Source organism: Streptomyces sp. NPDC050388 (assembly GCF_040655635.1).
Taxonomy (GTDB): Bacteria; Actinomycetota; Actinomycetes; order Streptomycetales; family Streptomycetaceae; genus Streptomyces.
The window spans coordinates 39933-60660 of record NZ_JBFAKH010000018.1 but is presented as its reverse complement, the minus strand read 5'-3'; the positions used below and the strand labels follow the sequence as shown (position 1 = coordinate 60660).

Annotated in this window: 15 protein-coding genes; 2 read left to right on the top strand and 13 right to left on the bottom strand. The window is 71.6% G+C overall.

The genetic code is table 11. The features are described 5' to 3' along the window. Positions 1 to 92: 92 nt before the first annotated feature. The 5 genes from trmD to AB0I73_RS13095 form a co-directional block, all read right to left on the bottom strand. Positions 93 to 926, bottom strand: a complete 834-nt coding sequence (gene trmD, locus AB0I73_RS13115; RefSeq protein WP_363036778.1) for a tRNA (guanosine(37)-N1)-methyltransferase TrmD — start codon at positions 924 to 926, stop codon at positions 93 to 95. After that, positions 926 to 1492: a ribosome maturation factor RimM gene (gene rimM / locus AB0I73_RS13110; RefSeq protein ID WP_363036689.1), complete on the bottom strand. Its 567-nt coding sequence runs from the start codon at positions 1490 to 1492 to the stop codon at positions 926 to 928. The genes trmD and rimM overlap by 1 nt, the downstream gene beginning before the upstream one ends. 81 nt (positions 1493 to 1573) lie before the next feature. Continuing rightward, entirely contained in the window at positions 1574 to 1813 is a 240-nt protein-coding gene (locus tag AB0I73_RS13105; protein WP_109381758.1) for an RNA-binding protein, read from the bottom strand. A gap of 2 nt (positions 1814 to 1815) precedes the next feature. Then, complete coding sequence (rpsP, locus tag AB0I73_RS13100) at positions 1816 to 2244, bottom strand: 30S ribosomal protein S16 (RefSeq protein ID WP_109381757.1); 429 nt, start codon at positions 2242 to 2244, stop codon at positions 1816 to 1818. A gap of 337 nt (positions 2245 to 2581) precedes the next feature. After that, on the bottom strand, positions 2582 to 3184 hold the full coding sequence (locus AB0I73_RS13095; RefSeq protein ID WP_109381756.1) for a hypothetical protein: 603 nt from the start codon (positions 3182 to 3184) through the stop codon (positions 2582 to 2584). A gap of 605 nt (positions 3185 to 3789) precedes the next feature. Between AB0I73_RS13095 and AB0I73_RS13090 the strand changes: the two genes are divergently transcribed. Then, positions 3790 to 4662: a methyltransferase domain-containing protein gene (locus AB0I73_RS13090; protein ID WP_363036686.1), complete on the top strand. Its 873-nt coding sequence runs from the start codon at positions 3790 to 3792 to the stop codon at positions 4660 to 4662. A gap of 112 nt (positions 4663 to 4774) precedes the next feature. Here AB0I73_RS13090 and ffh read toward each other — a convergent pair whose 3' ends face one another. The 5 genes from ffh to AB0I73_RS13065 all read right to left on the bottom strand — a co-directional run bounded on the left by ffh (position 4775) and on the right by AB0I73_RS13065 (position 12613). Beyond that, complete coding sequence (gene ffh, locus AB0I73_RS13085; RefSeq protein ID WP_363036684.1) at positions 4775 to 6325, bottom strand: signal recognition particle protein; 1551 nt, start codon at positions 6323 to 6325, stop codon at positions 4775 to 4777. 220 nt (positions 6326 to 6545) lie between these two features. Further along, complete coding sequence (locus AB0I73_RS13080) at positions 6546 to 8987, bottom strand: [protein-PII] uridylyltransferase (protein WP_363036682.1); 2442 nt, start codon at positions 8985 to 8987, stop codon at positions 6546 to 6548. Positions 8988 to 9015: 28 nt separating this feature from the next. Next, on the bottom strand, positions 9016 to 9354 hold the full coding sequence (locus AB0I73_RS13075) for a P-II family nitrogen regulator (protein WP_363036680.1): 339 nt from the start codon (positions 9352 to 9354) through the stop codon (positions 9016 to 9018). Further along, positions 9351 to 10691, bottom strand: a complete 1341-nt coding sequence (locus tag AB0I73_RS13070; RefSeq protein ID WP_363036678.1) for an ammonium transporter — start codon at positions 10689 to 10691, stop codon at positions 9351 to 9353. The genes AB0I73_RS13075 and AB0I73_RS13070 overlap by 4 nt, the downstream gene beginning before the upstream one ends. A 428-nt stretch (positions 10692 to 11119) precedes the next feature. After that, entirely contained in the window at positions 11120 to 12613 is a 1494-nt protein-coding gene (locus AB0I73_RS13065) for a hypothetical protein (protein ID WP_363036676.1), read from the bottom strand. A gap of 443 nt (positions 12614 to 13056) precedes the next feature. On the opposite strand from AB0I73_RS13065, the gene AB0I73_RS13060 reads away from it, so the two are divergent. Further along, positions 13057 to 13722: a bifunctional DNA primase/polymerase gene (locus AB0I73_RS13060; RefSeq protein ID WP_363036674.1), complete on the top strand. Its 666-nt coding sequence runs from the start codon at positions 13057 to 13059 to the stop codon at positions 13720 to 13722. 137 nt (positions 13723 to 13859) lie between these two features. Here AB0I73_RS13060 and ftsY read toward each other — a convergent pair whose 3' ends face one another. The 3 genes from ftsY to smc form a co-directional block, all read right to left on the bottom strand. Further along, positions 13860 to 15059 (bottom strand): signal recognition particle-docking protein FtsY, encoded by a 1200-nt coding sequence (ftsY, locus tag AB0I73_RS13055; protein WP_363036672.1) that lies wholly within the window; start codon positions 15057 to 15059, stop codon positions 13860 to 13862. Positions 15060 to 15334: 275 nt separating this feature from the next. After that, positions 15335 to 16753: a sugar porter family MFS transporter gene (locus AB0I73_RS13050; protein ID WP_363036670.1), complete on the bottom strand. Its 1419-nt coding sequence runs from the start codon at positions 16751 to 16753 to the stop codon at positions 15335 to 15337. Positions 16754 to 16961: 208 nt separating this feature from the next. After that, entirely contained in the window at positions 16962 to 20594 is a 3633-nt protein-coding gene (gene smc, locus AB0I73_RS13045) for a chromosome segregation protein SMC (protein ID WP_363036668.1), read from the bottom strand. Between the last annotated feature and the right edge of the window lie 134 nt (positions 20595 to 20728).

Genomic DNA, 20728 nt, shown 5'->3' with positions numbered 1-20728 from the left:
AACTAGGGATTCGGATCCAGGGTGTGCGCTTCGAGGCGGGCGTCGTGTCCCCCTGCGGCAGGGGCGCACGCCGGACGGTGCACAACAGCGGCCTATTCTTCCACGCCGCCGGTCCTGCGCCAAAATCGTCCGTGCGGCTCCCCCTCCGGGTCCGGTTCCCAGCCCAGGATGGAGAGCATCTCGCGGTCCTTCTTGTCGAAGGCCCCCGGCTCACAGCGTTCGATGAGGTCGGGCCGGTTCGCGGTGGTGCGCTTGAGCGCCTCGTCGCGCCGCCAGCGGGCGATCTTCCCGTGGTGCCCGCTGAGCAGCACCTCGGGAATCCCCCGGTCCCGCCAGACGGGCGGCTTGGTGTGGACGGGCCCTTCCAGGAGGCTCGCCATCGCGCCCGGGGCGAAGGAGTCGTCCCGGTGGGACTCGGCGTTGCCCAGGACGCCGGGCAGCAGCCGGGCCACAGCCTCGGTGACCACGAGGACGGCCGCCTCGCCGCCGGCCAGCACGTAGTCGCCGATGGACACCTCGTGGACGGGCATACGGGTCGCGTACTCGTCGACGACGCGCCGGTCGATGCCCTCGTAACGGGCCGGGGCGAAGATCAGCCAGGGACACTCGGAGAGCCGGACGGCGAGCTCCTGGGTGAAGGGGCGGCCGCTGGGGGTGGGGACGACCAGGACGGGCGCGTGCGAGCCGGTCTCGTAGCCGTCCGCCAGGACCTCGTCGAGTGCCTCACCCCACGGTTCGGTCTTCATGACCATGCCGGGGCCGCCGCCGTACGGGGTGTCGTCGACGGTGTTGTGCCGGTCGTGGGTCCACGAACGGAGGTCGTGCACCTGGACGTTCAGTTGTCCACGCGCGCGTGCCTTGCCCACGAGGGAGACGTTCAGCGGTTCGAGGTACTCGGGGAAGATGGTGACGACGTCGAGCCGCATCATGCCTCGTCCCGCGAGGAAGCACCGCGTCCGTCAGCGACTTCGTCGTCGGCGCCCCGGTCGTCGATCAGGCCCGGCGGCGGGTCGATGACCGCGCGCTGCTCCTCGAGATCGATCCCGGTGACGATCTGCTCCACGAACGGCACGAACACCTCGCTGCCGTCGGGGCGTTCCACCACGAACAGGTCCTGCGTCGGCAGGTGGGAGATCTCGGTGATCCGGCCGACGTGCTGCCCGTCCTCGGTGACGACGTCCAGGTCGATCAGCTGGTGGTCGTAGTACTCGTCCTCGTCCTCGGGCCGCTCGTTCGGATCGACCTCGGCGATGAGCAGGGTGTTGCGCAGCGCCTCGGCGCCGGTGCGGTCGCGGACGCCCTCGAAACGCAGCAGGAGGCGGCCACTGTGCACCCGGCCGGTCTCGATGGTGAGCGGACCGGCGGTGGCGGGATCGGTGGCCAGGACGGCGCCGGGCCCGAGCCTCAGCTCCGGCTCATCGGTGCGGACCTCCACGGTGACCTCGCCCTTGATGCCGTGGGCACGGCCGATGCGAGCGACTACCAGCTGCACTGTGCTTGATCTCCTGTCGTACGACGACGGGCCGGGGACGGCCCTGAGGCCCTCCCCGGCCCGAGCCGGTTGCGCTGAGCGTCAGCGGACGTGGTCCACGTCGACGAGGTCGACACGGACACCGCGGCCGCCGATGGCGCCCACGACGGTCCGCAGAGCGCGTGCGGTGCGGCCGTTGCGGCCGATCACCTTGCCGAGGTCGTCCGGGTGGACCCGGACCTCGAGCACCCGCCCGCGGCGCAGGTCGCGCGAGGCGACCCGCACATCGTCAGGATTGTCGACGATGCCCTTCACGAGGTGCTCGAGAGCCTCCTCGAGCATGCTCAGGCCTCGGTCGACGCAGACGAGGAGGACTCAGCAGCGGCCTCGTCCTTCTTCTCGGTCTTCTTCTTCTGGGTGATCGCCTCACCCTTGCCCTCGTCCTCGCCGCCGAGCGCGTCGAACGACGGGCGCGCGGCCTTCTCGGCCTGCTGCAGCAGCGGGGCCGGGGCGGGCTCGCCCTTGAACTTCTGCCAGTCGCCGGTCTTCTTGAGGATGGCGAGCACGGGCTCGGTCGGCTGGGCGCCGACACCGAGCCAGTACGCCACGCGCTCACCGTCGACCTCGATCACCGACGGGTTGTACGTCGGGTGGTACTTGCCGATCTCCTCGATGGCCCGGCCGTCACGGCGGGTGCGGGAGTCGGCGACGATGATGCGGTAGTGAGGCGAACGGATCTTGCCCAGACGCTTCAGCTTGATCTTGACTGCCACGGGAGTGAGTTCTCCTGGATTTGACGTGGTTGGGCACGGCGGGACGGCCGCGTGGGGTTGCGGTACCCGATTGCCCGATGGACGCGTCAGCCGGAGGCGAGAGGGTTCCTGTGCGGCTGTCGAGTACAGCTAGTCATTGTGCCACACACCGCGGGGCACTCGGGACCGCGGGCCCGCACGCGGGCAGGGCTCGGACCCGCCCGGCGCGGTGGTGCCACCGCGCCGAGCGGGTCCGCCCTGCGGCACGACCGGCCCCGGAGCGGCATGCGGGACGGGCCCCGCACGCCTCCGGGGCCCGTCCCGACGCGTCCGGCACCCACGAGATGCCGGGTCGCGGTCAGCTCGCCGCCGAGGCCACCGTCTCAGGGATCCTGAACGGCTTGCCGCAGCCGCCGCAGACGATGGGGGCCTGGGCCAGCACCGACGGGACGACGCGCACATTGCGACCGCAGTCACAGACGGCCTTGACGCGCACACCACCGCCGGACGAACCGTGCCGTGCCGCCGGACCTCGGAAGCTGCGGGCGGTGTCACCCGCGGTCGCGGCGGAATGCGCCTTCAGGGCGCGCTGGAGACGCTCGGTCGTCGGGCGGTAGCGGCGCTTCGCCTCCGGGGTGAGTGCGACCAGCGAGAAGCCGCTGCTGGGATGCGGTTCGTCGGGATGGTCCAGGCCCAGTTCCTCGGCGATCGCGAGGAATCGGCGGTTGTGGTAGCGGCCGGCGCGGGAGGTGTCGCGTACGCCGCGCGCGGCGGCGACGCCGTGGACTGCCTCATGCAGCAGTCGCTCGAAGGAGAGTTCGTGACCGCACGCGGACGACGACTCCCCGATCAGAGACTCGGGCGCGGCAAGATCGGGCAGCTCGGGGTGGTACCGCTGAATGTCGGCCCACGCCTGCGCCAGTTCTGCGGCGAGTACAGGTGGTGTCTGTGTCGTGCTCACGTAATGACAACGAGCCGGGGTGCCTCTGTGTTCCGATTCCGGGGCATCCCAAATAATTTGCCCTTACCCGTCAGTACCCGCTCATGCGTTCCGACGACGGGCGGGTGCGCTGATCTGCGGAGAAGCCTCGCAGCTCACCTCAAGGTGGTGCGTAGGCTGACGTACACCCTCCCCCGGCCCGGCGCGTACGCGGGGCCCGTGCGCCGGTACGTCTGCGATCCACGGGTACGCAAGAGGCGTTTCGGCCGCTCTCTCGCGACGGAGCGCCCCGGCCCTGTGGGCGAATGCCACGACCGCGACGTTACCGGGTCCGCCGACGGCACCCGGCACCGGCCCGGCCCTTATGAGGGGACGCGACCGGACACGACCGGACACGACCTCGATCAGGGGTTTGCGGACCTTGGCCGGAACCGGCTCATCGTCCCGCGATTGCCGGAATGTGAATTCTTGCCACTGGCACGAGCGACTCCCAACCCGCCGCCCCGTTCCACTGGACGCCGGGTCGCGGGCGGAGTTTCCTGGCATACGGGGGAGTGCGAGCGCACTGCACGGGGGTCAAGTGATCGGGCACGGCGGCAACTCTCGGCTGATTGGGGCGCTTACCTATGACACCTACGCTCGTGGGGCAGCACCTTCCTGGTACGGAGCACGGTCCTACGGGGCACGGCCCTCGCGTGGACCGGCGGGCACGCGCGCGTGACTGGTCCGAGATACAGGAGAGGATGCTCGTACCGCTCTACGAGGCCGTCTACGAGCGACTGGACGTGGGGCCCGCGACACGGCTGCTCGGCCTCGGCTGCGGTTCGGGGCTCGCCTTGCTGATGGCGGCCTCCCGGGGCGCCGCGGTCACCGGTGTCGACACCTCGTCCGCCCGACTGGCCCACGCACGCGAGCGGTTGCTGCCCCCCGGGCGGGGCCCACGCGCGCGGGGGCGTGCGGACACCCGGATCGTGGACGGCTCGCCCGGGGCGGCCCGAACGGACACCGCCGGGTACACCGTGGTGACCGCCTTCGAACCGATCGGATGCCTCGCGGGCGACGCGGAAGAACTGGGGGGACTGCTCGCCGAGGCGACGCCCCTCACCGGACGCGGAGCGGCCGTGGTGCTCACCGGCTGGGGCCCGCCGGAACGCTGCGCTACGGCGTCCGTGCTCCGGGTGGCCACCAGGCTGGCGGAACCGGTGCGCGGCACGGGCGACTGGCGCCCCGCGCACCGCGACGATCTGGAGGAGGTCGCTCGGCGCGCGGGCCTCCGGCCGGACGGCTCGGGAAGGGTGGCCTGCCCCTTCGGCTACGCCGACGTGGACAGCGCCGTACGGGGACTGCTCTCGACGGGACTGTTCGACCCGGCGATCGCCGCGACGGACCAGGCGCAGGTGAACAAGGAACTGGCCGAGGCGCTGCACCCGTACCAGCGGCAGGACGGCACCGTGTGGATGCCGAACGTGTTCCGGTACCTGATCGCACGGACACCCTGACGCCGTCACGGGGCACCCCCTGGCCCCCGTGGGCCCCTTGGAAAACCCGTGGGCCCCTTGGAAAAGGGGTGGGCCCCGTGCCGTACGGACGGGGCCGTCAGTCCCGGACTTCTCAGCCCATGAACTTCTTGAACTCGTCGGGCAGCTCGAAGTCCTGGCCGCCCTGCTGCGGCAGCCCGAAGGCGTTGCCGCCCTCCGCGGCCGCCGCGCGGCGCGCGGCCTCCTCCTGCTCCTGCTGCTTGCGCTTCATCGGGTTGCCGGAGCGCTGCTTGCCCTTGGCCTGCTTCTGCTTCTTCTTCTGCCGGCCGGGGCCGCCGCCCATGCCCGGCATCCCGGGCATCCCCGGCATGCCACCGCCCTGGGCCATGCGGGACATCATCTTGCGGGCCTCGAAGAACCGCTCCACCAGGGACTTCACGGCACTGACCTCGACACCGGCGCCCTTGGCGATACGGGCGCGGCGGGAGCCGTTGATGATGGTCGCGTCCTGGCGCTCGGCCGGGGTCATCGACTTGATGATCGCGGCGGTGCGGTCGACGTCCCGCTCGTCGAGGTTGTTGATCTGGTCCTTGATCTGCCCCATCCCGGGCAGCATGCCGAGCAGCTTGGAGATCGAGCCCATTTTCCTGACCTGCTCCATCTGGGCCAGGAAGTCGTCCAGGGTGAAGTCCTGGCCCTTCTTGGACGCCAGCTTGGAGGCCATCTGAGCGGCCTCTTCCTGGCTGAAGGTCTTCTCCGCCTGCTCGATCAGGGTGAGCAGGTCACCCATGTCGAGGATGCGGGAGGCCATCCGGTCCGGGTGGAAGGCGTCGAAGTCGTCGAGCTTCTCACCGTTCGACGCGAACATGATCGGCTTGCCGGTGACCTGACGGATCGACAGCGCCGCACCACCGCGGGCGTCACCGTCGAGCTTGGAGAGCACCACGCCGTCGAAGCCGACGCCGTCGCGGAAGGCCTCGGCGGTGTTGACCGCGTCCTGACCGATCATGGCGTCGACGACGAAAAGGATCTCGTCGGGCCGGACGGCGTCGCGGATGTCCGCGGCCTGCTGCATCATCTCCTGGTCGATGCCCAGGCGGCCGGCGGTGTCCACGATCACGATGTCGTGGACCTTGGTCCGCGCGAACTCGATGGAGTCCTTGGCGACCTTCACCGGGTCGCCCACGCCGTTGCCCGGCTCGGGCGCGTAGACGGCGACGCCCGCGCGCTCGGCGACGACGCTGAGCTGGTTGACCGCGTTCGGGCGCTGGAGGTCGGCGGCGACCAGCACCGGGGAGTGCCCCTGGTCCTTGAGCCACTTGCCGAGCTTGCCCGCGAGCGTGGTCTTACCGGCACCCTGCAGACCGGCCAGCATGATCACGGTCGGCGGCTGCTTGGCGAAGCGCAGCCGGCGGGTCTCGCCGCCGAGGATGGTGATCAGTTCGTCATTGACGATCTTGATGATCTGCTGCGCCGGGTTGAGCGCCTTGGAGACCTCGGCGCCCAGAGCCCTGTCCTTGACATTCTTGATGAATGCCCGGACGACGGGGAGGGCCACGTCCGCTTCCAGCAGAGCGATGCGGATCTCACGCGCCGTGGCGTCGATGTCCGCTTCGCTCAGCCGGCCTTTTCCGCGGAGGTTTTTGAAGGTCGCGCTGAGGCGGTCGGAGAGAGTATCGAACACGGCGGCGTCGGTCCTCGGGGTCGGGGGCGGAACTGGGCTGCCCTCCAGGGTATCCGGCCCGGCAAGCAAATCGTCCCTGCCCGCTGCAGAGAGCGGTCAGGGACGAAGTCCCCGCATCGGCGGGGAGCAGAGAATCCCCAGCAGCTCGGAGATGCTGCCCACCGGACCATCCCCGCGTCGGCGCAAGCACACCAGGTGAACGCATGGCCTGATCAGAAGGTCACGCCCGCAACGCCTCCTCCAGCTTCCGGGCCACCGCCACCGCCTCCTCGGCGGGCAGGGGCGTGCCCCCGGAGCCGGTCACGTAGAAGGCGTCCACGGCGTTCGCACCCAGCGTGCCGACATGCGCGCTGCGCACCCGCACCCCCGCGTCCTCCAGCGCCCGCCCGATGCGGAACAACAGCCCCGGTGCGTCCTGCGCCCGGACCTCGATCACCGTGGCGTGCCGGGACGCGGCCGGGGCGACCGTCACGCGCGGTGGGGGCGCGCCCACGCCCCGCCGCCTCGGGTACGCGGCGTCCCGTTCGGCGAGCCGGCCCGCGATGTCGAGGCCGCCGTCCAGGGCCCGTACGAGGTCGGTGCGGAGCCGGGTGGTCCGGGGCAGGGAGCCGTATTCGGCGGCGACCCGCCAGTCCAGCAGCAGCACGGAGCCGCCGACGCCGGCCGGGAGGTCCAGCGCCCGCAGCTCCGCGGTCCGCACGGTCAGCCGGTGCAGGGCGAGCACCCCGGCCACCGCGGGCAGCACGCCCTCCTGGTCGGGTACGGCGACGCGCAGTTCCACGCCCAGCGGCTCGGGGTCGCCGGAGGGCTCGGTGAGCGGTTCGGTCCGGGCCCGCAGGGACAGCACCGGCGCGCCCGTGGCGACCGCCTCGATGGCGAGGCGTTCCTGTTCCGCGGTGGGCGCGGTTCCCTCGGGGCCCGCCGGGAGGTTCCCGGACAGCACGGCGGCGACCCGTTCGACCAGGTCGGCGACGAGCGAGGCGCGCCACGACGACCAGGCGGCCGGTCCGGTGGCGAGGGCGTCCGCCTCGGTGAGCGCGTGCAGCAGTTCGAGGGTGCCCCGATCGCCGACTGCGTCGGCGACCGGGCGCACGGTGGCCGGGTCGTCCAGGTCGCGCCGGGTGGCGGTCTCGACGAGCAGAAGGTGGTGGCGTACGAGGGCGGCGATCACCGTGACGTCGTGCCGGTCGAAGCCGATGCGGGCGGCCACGCCCCTGGCGATGACCTCGCCGGCCACCGAGTGGTCACCGGGCAGGCCCTTGCCGATGTCGTGCAGCAGCGCGGCGACCAGCAGCAGGTCGGGCCGGTGCACGCGCCGGGTGAACTCGGAGGCGCGAACGGCGGTCTCGATGAGATGCCGGTCCACGGTCCACAGGTGCACGGCGTTGCGCTGGGGGCGGCAGCGGATCCGCTCCCAGTCCGGAAACAGGCTGTTGACCAGGCCCTCCGCCTCCAGCGCCGCCCAGACCTGGACCGTGGGCCGGCCGGAGCCCAGCAGGGTCACCAGCTGTTCCCGCGCCTCTGCGGGCCACGGCGTGGGCAGGGGGCGCGCGGTGGCCGCCATGCGCCGTACGGCGTGCAGGGAGAGCGGGAGCCCGGCCTGGGCGGCGGTAGCCGCGGCGCGCAGTGGGAGCACGGGGTCGCGTTCGGGGCGCGCGGCGCGGGCGAGCACCACTTCGCCGTCCTGCTCCACCACCCCTTCGGCCAGCGGAGAGCGCTCGGGGGTCGGTTTCCCACCGCCCAACATGGCGCGCGCTCTGGGCCGCACCGCGCGGGAGCGCAGGACTCGTCCCACTTCGCGCCAGGTGACGTCACCGGCGTAGGCGATGACGCGGGCCGCCTCGTAGACCTGCCGCAGCAGCACGTCCGCGTCGAGCATGCCCAGCTCGGCCGCGACCCGGTCCTGCTCCTGGAGCGCGAGCCGCTCGGTGGCGCGCCCGGTGGCCAGGTGCAGTGCGTCCCGTACGTCGAGGAGTCGGCGGCGGGCGTCGGCCAGGCCTTCGCGCGGGGCGTCGGCGAGCCAGGAGGCGGCGACGGCGCGCAGGGCGGTGGCGTCGCGGAGCCCGCCGTGGGCCTCCTTGAGGTCGGGTTCGAGGAGGTGCTGGAGCTCGCCCCGGCGTTCGGCCCGTTCGGCGCACAGCTCCTGGAGTTCGGGGAGCCGCTTCGGTGCCTGGTCGCGCCAGTCGGCGAGCACCGCCGTGCGCAGTGCGGCGGTGAGACCGAGGTCTCCGGCGATGTGCCGGGCGTCCAGCAGACCGAGCTGGACCTTCAGGTCCTCGCCCGCGGTCCTGCGCGCCTCGGCCGGGGTGCGGACGGAGTGGTCGAGGGCGAGGCCCAGGTCCCAGACGGGGTACCAGAGGCGGTCGGCGAGGGTGGCGACCGCCTCGGGGTCGCCACCCTCGTGCAGCAGGAGCAGGTCGAGGTCGCTGCGCGGGGACAGCTCCGCGCGCCCGTAGCCGCCCACGGCGACCAGGGACACCCCGCGCACCCCCTCGGCACCCGCCGCGAAGAGCCCGGCGAGCCAGCCGTCCGTGAGGTTCGCGAGGGCGGCGCGGCGCGGCGGCCCGGGCCGCGCCTCCTCGGTGAGGAGGTGCAGCCGGGCCGCCGTGTAGCCGCCGGGCCCCGAGCCCTTCGTCTCGTCGTGCCTGCCCGTCCCCGTCATCCGGTGGCTCCTGTTCCGTTCGCCCGGCTCAGAGCGCGTCCGGGCCGCGTTCACCGGTGCGGACCCGTACGGCGGTCCCGACCGGAATCGACCAGACCTTGCCGTCGCCGATCTTGCCGGTGCGGGCCGCCTTGACGATCACGTCGATGAGCTGTTCGGCGTCCTCGTCCTCCACCAGCACCTCGATGCGGATCTTGGGCACCAGGTCGACGGTGTACTCGGCACCGCGGTAGACCTCGGTGTGGCCGCGTTGGCGGCCGTACCCGCTGGCCTCGGTAACGGTCAGGCCGTGCACCCCGAAGGTCTGCAGGGCCTCCTTGATCTCGTCGAGCCGGTGCGGCTTGACGACGGCGGTGATGAGTTTCATACGTCCACCTTCTTCCTCTCGGCCGGGGCGAGGGGCGCCTGGGCGGCGTCGCGGGCGGCACCGCCGCCGACGCCGCTGAAGTCGTACGCGGTCTCGGCGTGCTCGGCCCGGTCGATGCCGGCCACCTCGTCGTCCTCGGAGACGCGCATGCCGATCGTCCGGTCCAGGAGGAAGGCGAGGACCGCGGAGACGACCAGGGAGTAGGCGAGGACGCCGAAGACTCCGGCGCACTGCTTCCAGAACTGGTCGAGGCCGCCGCCGTAGAAGAGTCCCCGGACGTCCGACTGGCCCTTGCCGCTGGCGAAGAAGCCGACGAGCAGGGAGCCGATGATGCCGCCGACCAGGTGGACGCCGACGACGTCCAGGGAGTCGTCGTAGCCGAACCGGTACTTCAGGCCGACGGCCATGGCGCACAGCACACCGGCGACGGCGCCGACGGCGATCGCGCCGAGCGGGGAGACCGCGCCGCCGGCCGGTGTGATGGCGACCAGGCCCGAGACCGCGCCGGAGGCGGCGCCCAGCGTGGTGAACGCGCCGTGCCGGATCTTCTCGTAGGCGAGCCAGCCGAGTACGGCGGCGGCGGTGGCGACCTGGGTGTTGACGAACATCAGCGCGCCGACGCCGTCGTCGTTGCCGAGCCAGGAGCCGGCGTTGAAGCCGAACCAGCCGAACCACAGCAGCGCGGCGCCGAGCATGACCAGCGGCAGGCTGTGCGGGCGCATCGGGTCCTTCTTGAAGCCGACCCGCTTGCCGATCACCAGGATCACGCCGAGCGCGGCGGCACCGGCGTTGATGTGGACGGCTGTCCCGCCGGCGAAGTCGATGACGCCCAGCTCGAAGGCCCAGCCGCCGGCGCCCCAGACCCAGTGGGCGACCGGGAAGTAGACGACGGTGGCCCACAGGGCGATGAACAGCGCCCACGCGGTGAACTTCACGCGGTCCGCGAGCGCGCCGCTGATCAGGGCGGGGGTGAGGACGGCGAACATCAGCTGGAAGACCAGGAAGACGAAGACGGGGATGGTGTGGCCGTCCCACAGCTCGGTCAGGCCGATGTCGCCGAGCCCGGCCCAGTGGGAGTTCCATCCGACCAGGCCGCCGGAGTCGGTGCCGAACGCCAGGGAGAAGCCGTACAGCACCCACAGGACGGTGACGATTCCCAGGCTGATGAAGCTCATCATCAGCATGTTCAGGGTGCTCTTGACGCGGACCATGCCTCCGTAGAAGAAGGCCAGGCCCGGGGTCATGAGCATCACCAGGGCGGAACAGATGAGCATGAACCCTGTGTTGGCGGCAGAGAGCGTGGGCGTCTCCGCGGCAAGGGTGATGGCCGCTGCCATCGGCATCTCCTCGTCGTCGGTACGGCCCCGTGCGGGCGGAACCCGAGCGGGTCGTGAGGGGTGGGCCGGTTCTGCGCCAAGAGATTCGCGCAGCGCCGTTTCGGTGGGAGCCCCTCGCTGTTTCGCCGCCGTGACGAAGGCACTTGGTGTGTTACGCGTCGATGAACTGCCGGATCCGCGCGGCCTCTGCCCGTGCCACCGCGGCCGTCGACGGAGCACCCACGACGGCGAGCACCAGGTCCGCGAAAGCGGCGTCGGCTCGGGCGCAGAAAACCGGCCGCGGCGGGCCTTCCGATGACCTGGCACGGGGGAGCCGAGTCGGGCAGTTCGGGAGGGCCGGCCGCGGCCGGTGCCTGGGGTTTTCCCGGAGGTTCCTGCGGTCCTTCGGGGGTTCCTGTCGAGCTTCGGGGATCGGGCCGCTTCGGGAGTCAGACCGCTTCGGCGGTCTCCGGCAACTCGGTGGCGAGCCGCTCGGTGAGGTCGACGACCTCGGCGAGGTCGCCGAAGTCACGGACGGCTGTGTCGACCGTCTTTCGGATACGTGTGTTGACCCGCTCGGAGCGGACCTTCTTGGCCGTCCTGATGGCCTCGGTGGCGAGGACCGCGCCCATCTCGGGCTCACGCTGGAGGAGATGCACGGTGGCCATGCCGATCAGGTTGAGCGCGTACGACCGCTGGTAGTCGGCGCGCTCCTGGGCGAACAGCTCCACGGCCCGCTCCATCAGCGGCTCGGCGAGGGAGGCGTACGTGGGACTGCGGCCTGCGACGTAGGCGAGGTCGCGGAAGGAGTGGGAGTTCTCGCCGTACAGCTCGGCCTCGGAGAAGAAGCGGATCCAGTCGGGATCCGGTTCGTCCCACTCGCCGACCTCGGCGAAGGTGTCCTCGGCCATCCTGACCGCGCGCTTGCACCGGCCGGGCTGGCCCATGTTGGCGTAGGCGCGGGCCTCCATCGCGTACAGCATCGACTGGGTGCGCGGGCTCGCGCAGTCACGGCTGCCGTACTGCGCGAGATGGATGAGTTCCAGGGCGTCCTCGGGCCGGCCGAGGTGGATCATCTGACGACTCAGGTTCGACAGGATGTACGAACCCAGTGGCCGGTCCCCCGCCTCCTTGGCCGCGTGCAGGGCGAGCACGAGGTACTTCTGCGCGGTGGGCTGGAGCCCCACGTCGTACGACATCCAGCCGGCCAGTTCGGCGAGCTCGGCGGCGACCTTGAACAGCCGCCGCCGGATCGGGTCGGGCTGGGGTTCCTGGAGCAGGTCCGTCACCTCGTGCAGCTGGCCGACGACCGCCTTGCGGCGCAGGCCGCCGCCGCACTGGGCGTCCCATTGCCGGAACATCACGGTGGTGGCCTCCAGCAGGTCCAGCTCCGGCTGGGACAGCCGGCCGCGGGTGTGCCCCAGGACGGCGGGCTCGGACTCCGGGCGGGACTGGGCGGCGGACGGCGCGGGGACGAGCCAGCGCTGCATGGGCTCGATGAGGGACGGGCCCGCGGAGAGGGCCAGCGAGCTCCCGAGGAAGCCGCGTCGCGCGAGCATGAGGTCGCTGCGCGAGAACTCGCTGAGCAGGGCCACGGTCTGCGGGCCCGTCCAGGGCAGGTCGACGCCGGTCGCGGAGGGCGCGGGCCGGGTGGCGCGCAGGCCCAGGTCCTCGACGGACACGACGACGCCGAAGCGTTCGGAGAACAGCTCGGACAGGATGCGCGGGATGGGCTCGCGCGGGTTCTCGCCGTCCAGCCAGCGGCGCACGCGCGAGGTGTCGGTGGAGATGTGGTTGGCGCCCAGTTGGCGGGCTCTGCGGTTGACCTGGCGGGCGAGTTCACCCTTGGACCAGCCGCTGCGGATGAACCACGAGGCGAGCAGCTCGTTCGGACGCTTCTCCGTACCCGCAGCGCTCGTCCCGCCACCGCCGTTGCCGCTCACTGGAACGCCCCCATCCCTGGAACCACTCGCCGCTGAGTGCGCCGAGCCCTATCAGAATGCCGGTTGCCGGGGCCGCCGTCCGACGGATGCCACCCACCGAACGGAAAGCCGAGTTGCCTCCGGCATACCCGTGCGTGCATGTGCCCCAAGAAACCGTGCACACAACGTAGCGCTACGATCACCCGTCCAGCCATGGCGAACCGGTAATCGCCACCATTCGCCACCCCATCGAATGAACTCACGGTGGCCGACTCACGATTCACTTGACACAGGGCAGCCACAGTGGATGCGGCGAGGCGCTCGGGGGCGCAAGCCGCCCTGTGCACCACCTCGGGCGCCTCCGGGCGCCGAATGAGCCGATCGGTACGGGGAAGTCGAAGACAGAGAGTCACGTGTCGCGCCCGCTGCGTAACCGCCGGTGCGTCGGACCCGTTGGAGGGGGCATGGGCTTCACGATCGGCATCAGCCGGGGCATCCGCGACATCCGGTCCGGCCCACGCCGTCGGGGCCGCGCGCCGGACGGCACCGGAGTGGCGGAGTACACCGGGCTGTGGGGCTGGGACGTGGTGCCGGGTGCCCGCGCCGCGGCCGGCGTCTGCTCCTGCGGCCGGGCGGGATGCCGGGCACCGGGGGCGCATCCGCTGGACCTCGCCCCGGAGATCCCCGCCGGGGCTCCGCTGGACGACGTGACGGAGATCTGGGCCGGGTACCCGGGCGCGGCGATGATGCTGCCGGTCGGGCGGGCGTTCGACGTGATCGAGGTGGCCGAACCCGCCGGGTGCCGCGCCCTGGCCCGGTTGGAGCGCATGGGCCTGCCCGTCGGCCCGGTCGCCGCCACCCCGGACGGCCGGGCCCAGTTCTTCGTCGCCCCCGGCGCCGCCGCCGCGCTCCCCGAACTGCTCTACCGCATGGGCTGGGACGACCCGGCCGCCCTCGACCTGCGCGGCCTCGGTCCCGGTACGCACATCACGGCACCGGCCTCGGACCGGGGCGGCCTCGGTCCGGTGCGCTGGCTGCGCCCTCCCGCCCTCGATTCGGCTCCCCGCCCGCCCGAGGCCCGTCTGGTCCTGGGCACGCTGGCGTACGTCGTACACCGGTCGCAGGCGTAGGCACAGGCCCCGAAGGCCGCGGGCGTCGGCCCCGGAGCCGTACACGGGGCAGCACGGCGAAGCGCCCGTTTCCGGGTTTCCGGAAGCGGGCGCTTCTTCGCATCGGTGCGGGTGCCGTCCGGCGGGTCGCCCCGGGGTCACTCCCCGATGAGCGCGTCCACGAACGCGTCGGGCTCGAACGGTGCCAGGTCGTCCGCGCCCTCACCGAGACCGATCAGCTTGACCGGGACGCCCAGTTCGCGCTGGACGGCGATCACGATGCCGCCCTTGGCCGTGCCGTCCAGCTTGGTGAGCACGATGCCGGTGATGTCGACAACCTCGGCGAAGACCCGGGCCTGGACCAGACCGTTCTGACCGGTGGTGGCGTCGAGCACGAGCAGCACCTCGTCCAGCGGGGCCTGCTTCTCCACGACCCGCTTGACCTTGCCGAGCTCGTCCATCAGGCCCGTCTTGGTGTGCAGTCGGCCGGCGGTGTCGATGAGCACGACGCCCGCGCTCATCTCCTTGCCCTCCTTGACCGCGTCGAACGCGACGGAGGCCGGGTCGCCGCCCTCCGGACCGCGCACGGTGTGGGCACCGACGCGCTCGCCCCAGGTCTGGAGCTGGTCGGCGGCGGCGGCGCGGAACGTGTCGGCGGCGCCGAGGACGACGGTGTTGCCGTCAGCTACCAGGACCCGGGCGAGCTTGCCGGTGGTGGTGGTCTTGCCCGTGCCGTTGACCCCCACGACCATCACGACGCCCGGACCACCGGTCCCGGTCTCGGTGCGCACGGTGCGGTCCATCGTGGGATCGACCAGGGTGATCAGCTCCTCGCGGAGCAGCCCGCGCAGTTCGGCGGGGGTGCGGGTGCCGAGCACCTTCACGCGCTCGCGCAGCCGCTCGACCAGTTCCTGGGTGGGCTGCACGCCGACATCGGCGGTGAGCAGGGTGTCCTCGACCTCCTCCCAGGTGTCCTCGTCGAGGTGCTCGCGGGAGAGCAGGATGAGCAGGCCCTTGCCCAGGGCGTTCTGTGAACGGGAGAGACGGGTTCGCAGCCGGACGAGCCGGCCGGCGGTGGGCTCCGGGATCTCGATCGCGGGAGCCTCGGCGGGCGGCTCCTCGACGACGACCGGGGCGGAGCCGTCCGGAAGATCAACCTCCTCGATGGTGCGCCGCGGTTCCTCCCGCGGCGTCTCGGCCTCGTCGCCGACGTGCGGCTCGGCCGGAGGGGCGGTGATGTCGGGCGCGGCGGGCGGCGGCGGGGGCGGCTGCTTCTTGCGGCGGCTGCCGACGATGAGCCCGCCGAGCACACCGAACACGACCACGGCGATGACTACAGCAAGGATGACGATGTCCATAACGGGTCCAGTATCAGCCATGGGCGGCCCGGTCGAGCCGAGGTCGGCCCCCGTGGAACGGCCCGTGCCGTCCCGGGCCGGCGACCTGGTGGCCGGCGGCCGACGACGCACGGGGCAGGACGTGCGGCACACGGCACGGACACACCGCCGCCCCGGCCCGGACGGTGTCCGGAGCGGGGCGGCAGGGTACGAGGAGAGGGGCAGCGGGGACTTGAACCCCTCTCCTCGGGCTTGTGCGGGACGGGTCCGTGGACCGTCCGGTCCCGCGGGCGCGGTCAGCCCATCTCCTCCAGGGCCTTGCCCTTCGTCTCCTTGACGAACTTCAGGACGAACGGGATGGAGAGCGCCGCGAAGAACGTGTAGATCACGTAGGTGGTCGACAGGTTCCACTCGGCCAGCGACGGGAAGCTCGCGGTGATGGCCCAGTTGGCGATCCACTGCGCGGCGGCGGCCACGCCCAGCGCGGCGGCGCGGATCCGGTTCGGGAACATCTCGCCGAGCATGACCCAGACGACCACACCCCACGACAGGGCGAAGAAGAGGACGAACATGTGGGCGGCGACCAGCGCGACCCAGCCCTGGGTGGCGGGCAGCTTGCCGTCGACGAGGTCGAAGGAGAACGCCCAGGCCTCCAGTGCGAGGCCGATCACCATGCCGACGGAGCCGATGATCGCGAGCGGCCTGCGGCCGATGCGGTCGACGAAGATCATCGCGATGACGGTGCCGACGATGTTGATGATCGACGTGGTGAAGGAGTAGAAGAACGAGTCCGCCGGGTTGACGCCGACCGACTGCCACAGCGTCGCCGAGTAGTAGAACGCGACGTTGATGCCGACGAACTGCTGGAAGACCGACAGGCCGATACCGATCCAGACGATCGGCTTGAAGAAGAAGCTGCCGCCGAGCAGGTCCTTGAAGCGGGACTTCTCCTCGCTGTGCATCGCCGTCTCGATCTCGCTGACGCGGGCGTCCAGGTCGACGTTCTTGCCCTCGACCTCTTCGAGGATCTTCCGGGCGCGCTCGTGCTTGCCGACGGAGATCAGGTAGCGGGGGGACTCGGGGATGGCGAAGGAGAGCAGTCCGTACAGCACGGCCGGGACGACCATGACGCCGAGCATCAGCTGCCATGCCTCCAGACCCAGCAGCGTGCCGCGCTGATCGCCGCCGGCGGCGTTCAGGATGCCCCAGTTGACCAGCTGCGACACGGCGATGCCGACGACGATCGCGGCCTGCTGGAAGGAGCCGAGCCGGCCGCGGTAGGCGGGCGGGGCGACCTCGGCGATGTAGGCCGGGCCGATCACCGAGGCCATGCCGATGGCGACGCCGCCGACGATCCGCCAGAAGGCGAGGTCGTAGAGGGAGAAGGGGACGGCGGAACCGATGGCGCTGACGGTGAACAGGAGCGCGGCGATCTGCATGACCCGGATGCGGCCGATGCGGTCGGCTATGCGGCCGGCGGTCGCGGCACCGAGGGCGCAGCCGATCAGCGCGACGGCGATGACCTGGGCGAGCGCGGCCGAGCCGATGTCGTAGCGGTCCCGGATGGCCTCGACGGCGCCGTTGATCACGGAGCTGTCGTAGCCGAAGAGGAAGCCGCCCATGGCAGCTGCCGCCGTGATGAAGATGACGTGCCCGAGATGCTCGGGTTGAGCCGTCCCGGCTCCTGACTTCTGTGCCTGCGCTGAGCTGGTCACGTGTAACTCCTCGGGCCACCGGCAACATCGCCGGGTGGGGGTCAGCCCTTCGAGGTCCACCTGAAGGTACCTGAAGGTGAAAGCAACATGGCGAAGACTATGCGTTCAAGTTTTGAAGTCAATAGGGGGTTATGGAACGGATACCCGAAGATCTCGCGAAGCTGGATTCAAGAGTCGAAGCCAAGCGTACGAGACGCGGGATGGGTGATCATGGATGCATGCAGGCTGCGCTTACCTGGCGGAGGCGCTGGCTGATGACCTTGGAGACACCGTCGCCCTGCATGGAGACGCCGTAGAGCGCGTCGGCGACCTCCATCGTGCGCTTCTGGTGGGTGATCACGATCAGCTGCGAGGCCTCCTGCAGCTCCTGCATGATGCGGATCAGCCGCTGGAGGTTGGTGTCGTCGAGGGCGGCCTCGACCTCGTCCATGACGTAGAACGGACTCGGCCGCGCCTTGAAGATCGACACCAGCAGCGCCACGGCGGTCAGTGACCGCTCACCGCCCGAGAGCAGCGACAGCCGCTTGACCTTCTTGCCCGGCGGACGCGCCTCGACGTCCACGCCCGTGGTGAGCATGTGGTCGGGGTCGGTCAGCACCAGCCGCCCCTCGCCGCCCGGGAACAGCCGGGAGAAGACGCCCTCGAACTCCCGGGCCGTGTCCCGGTAGGCCTCGCTGAAGACCTGCTCGACGCGCTCGTCGACCTCCTTGACGACCTGGAGCAGATCCGCACGGGTCTTCTTCAGGTCCTCCAGTTGCTCGCCGAGGAACTGATGGCGTTCCTCCAGAGCCGCGAACTCCTCCAGCGCGAGCGGGTTCACCTTGCCGAGCTGCTGGTAGGCCCGCTCGGCGGCCTTCATCCGCTTCTCCTGCTCCGCCCGCACGAAGGGGCGGGGCGTGTTGCGCGGGTGCTCGGGGTCGTCCGGGAGGTCCTCCCCGTCGGCGGGGGGCGAGGGCGGCACCAGTTGGTGCGGTCCGTACTCCGCCACCAGTCCGGCCGGTTCGACACCCAGTTCCTCCAGCGCCTTGGTCTCCAACTGCTCCATCCGCAGCCGCTTCTCGGCGCCGAGTACCTCGCCCCGGTGAACTGAATCCGTCAACTTGTCGAGTTCCGCCTTGAGATCGCGTCCCTCGGTGCGTGCCCGGGCGAGCTCCTGTTCGCTGCGGGTCTTCGCGGCCTCGGCGGCGGTGCGCTCCTCCCCGGCGCGCGCGAGGGACACCTCGATGTGCGCGAGCAACTGACGGGCACCGCCCGCGACGGCCTCGGCGACGGTTGCCTCGTGCCGCAGCCGGGCCCGCCGCTGCTCGGCACGCGCGCGTGCCTCGCGTTCCGCTCGGGCGGCCCGGTCGAGGGAGTCGGCCCGCCCGGCGAGCCCCTTGACCCGTTCCTCGTGCGTACGCACCTGGAGCCGGGCCTCCATCTCGGTCTGGCGGGCGTTGGCCCCGTCGGCGGCGAGCCGGTCGCGCACGGAGGAGTCGGGCTCCTCTCCCTCCCCGAAAGGGGCGCTCTCCTCGGCGACGGCGAGCCGTTCGGCGAGTTCCTCCACATCGGTGAGCGCCTTGTCGAGGGCTTCCTGCGCCCTGGCGGCCGCGGCGGCGGAGCGCTCGGCCTCCCCGGCCGCACCACGTGCCTGCCCGGCGAGCCGGCCCAACTGCTGGGCGACGGAGGACTTCTCCCGGTCGGCGGCCCGGCGCCGCTCCCCCAGTTCCTCGACGAGGGCCGCGCACCGGCCGCGTTCCTCGGCCGCCGTGTGCTGTGCCAGGGTCAGTTCCTCGCACCGCACACCGAGCTCTTCCAGCTCGGCGGCGGCCTCGTCCACGGACGCCCGCACCTCGAGCAGGCTCGGGGCTCCCGCCGAGCCGCCGTGCGCGAAGTGCGCGCCCAGCAGGTCGCCCTCGGCGGTCACGGCGGTCAGCTCGGGCCGCGCGTACACCAGTTCCTCGGCGTCCTCCAGGGTGCCGACGACAACGATGCTGTGCAGCAACCGGCTTACGGCGGGCAGGAGTTCGGCAGGGCCGCGCACCAGGTCGACGGCGTACGGGGGACTGCCGGGAGCATCCGCGCGCGGCTCGTGCGGTGCGTCGGCGGGCACTTCCCGCGGTCCGCCGTCAACGGCGCCGGTGAGCAGCAGGGTGGCGCGGCCCGCTTCCTGTTTGCGCAGCAGGCGGATCGCGTCGGCGGCGGTGGCGGGGCCGGTGACGGCGAGGGCGTCGGCGGCGGCCCCGAAGGCGGCGGCGAGGGCGACCTCGTGGCCCGGGGTCACGGTGAGCAGTTCGGCGGCGGGGCCGAGCAGCCCGGCCAGCCGGTCCTGCGCCGCGAGCAGCGCGCCGGTGCCGTCCTTGCGGCGCAGGCCGAGAGCGAGGGCCTCGTGGCGGGCCCGGATCGCGGCGCGCTCGCGTTCGACGGCGGTGACCGCCTCACGGGCGGCGGTGAGGGCGGCCTCGGCCTCGGCGAGCCGCTGTTTGGCCTCCGTGTGACGCCCGGCGAGTTCCGCGTCGTCGGCGTCGAGGCCGTCGACCTCGGCCTGCAGGGCCTCGTACTCCTCCTGGGCGGCGACGGCCCGTTGCTGAGCCTCGTCGCGGGCCGCGGCCAGGCGCTCGATCTCGGCCTGGGCCGCCGCGGCACGCGAACGGGCCGCGCCCACCTGGCCCGTGAGCCGGGCGAGCCCCTCGCGCCGGTCGGCGAGGGCGCGCGCGGCGTCCTTCAGCCGCCTTTCCTCCAGGGCGAGGTCACGTTCCAGCTCCGTGCGGTGGGCGACCGTGTTCTCCAGGGCGTGTTCGGCGGCCTCGAGGGCGGCCTCCAGCTCGGCCTCCTGCTCGCGGATGCGGGCGGCCTCGCGCTCCATGTTCTCGGGGGACTCCGGGTCGCGCCCGCGGCGCTCCTCAGGCGGTTCGGAGGTGGCGCTCTTCACGCGCGCTTCGGCCAGCGAGATGGTCCCGCGCACCCGCTCGGCGAGCTGGGAGAGCTCGTACCAGGTCTGCTGGGCGCTGTGCAGGCGCGGAGTGAGCCGGCGCACCTCGTCCTCGAGGGCCGCCTCCCGCTGGAGCGCCTTGCGCAGTTCCTGTTCGGCGGCGTCCTTGCGCTCCTTGAGGGCGGCCTCGTCGGCGATCTCCGCCGCGACCGCGTCGCGCAGCCGCACGAGGTCGTCGGCGAGGAGACGCAGGCGGACGTCGCGCAGGTCTGCCTGGATGACGGCGGCCCTTCTGGCGACCGCGGCCTGGCGGCCGAGGGGCTTGAGCTGGCGGCGCAGTTCGTCGGTGAGGTCCTGTACGCGCGCGAGATTGGCCTGCATCGCGTCCAGCTTGCGCAGCGCCTTCTCCTTGCGCTTGCGGTGTTTGAGGACACCGGCTGCCTCCTCGATGAAGGCGCGGCGGCCCATCGGGTCGGCGTGCAGCACGGAGTCCAGTTGGCCCTGGCCGACGATGACGTGCATCTCACGGCCGATGCCGGAGTCGGAGAGCAGTTCCTGGATGTCGAGGAGGCGGCAGGTGTCGCCGTTGATCTGGTACTCGCTGCCGCCGTTACGGAACATGATCCGCGTGATGGTGACCTCGGCGTACTCGATGGGCAGGGCCCCGTCGGCGTTGTCGATGGTCAGCGACACCTCGGCTCGCCCGAGCGGCGGGCGGCCGGTGGTGCCGGCGAAGATGACGTCCTCCATCTTGCCGCCGCGCAGCGACTTGGCGCCCTGCTCGCCCATGACCCAGCTGAGCGCGTCCACGACGTTGGACTTGCCCGAGCCGTTCGGACCGACGACGCACGTGATGCCCGGTTCGAACCGGAGCGTGGTCGCCGAGGCGAACGACTTGAAGCCTCGGAGGGTCAGGGCCTTGAGGTGCACGTGGCCGGACTTTACCCGCCCGGGATGTCCCACTCCATGAACCGGCGGTTTCACGGGTGAACGCGCAGGGCACACCAAACGTTAAAGACGGTGAAAGGATGCGCGAGTCAAGAAACCGGGGAACTGGGGAAACC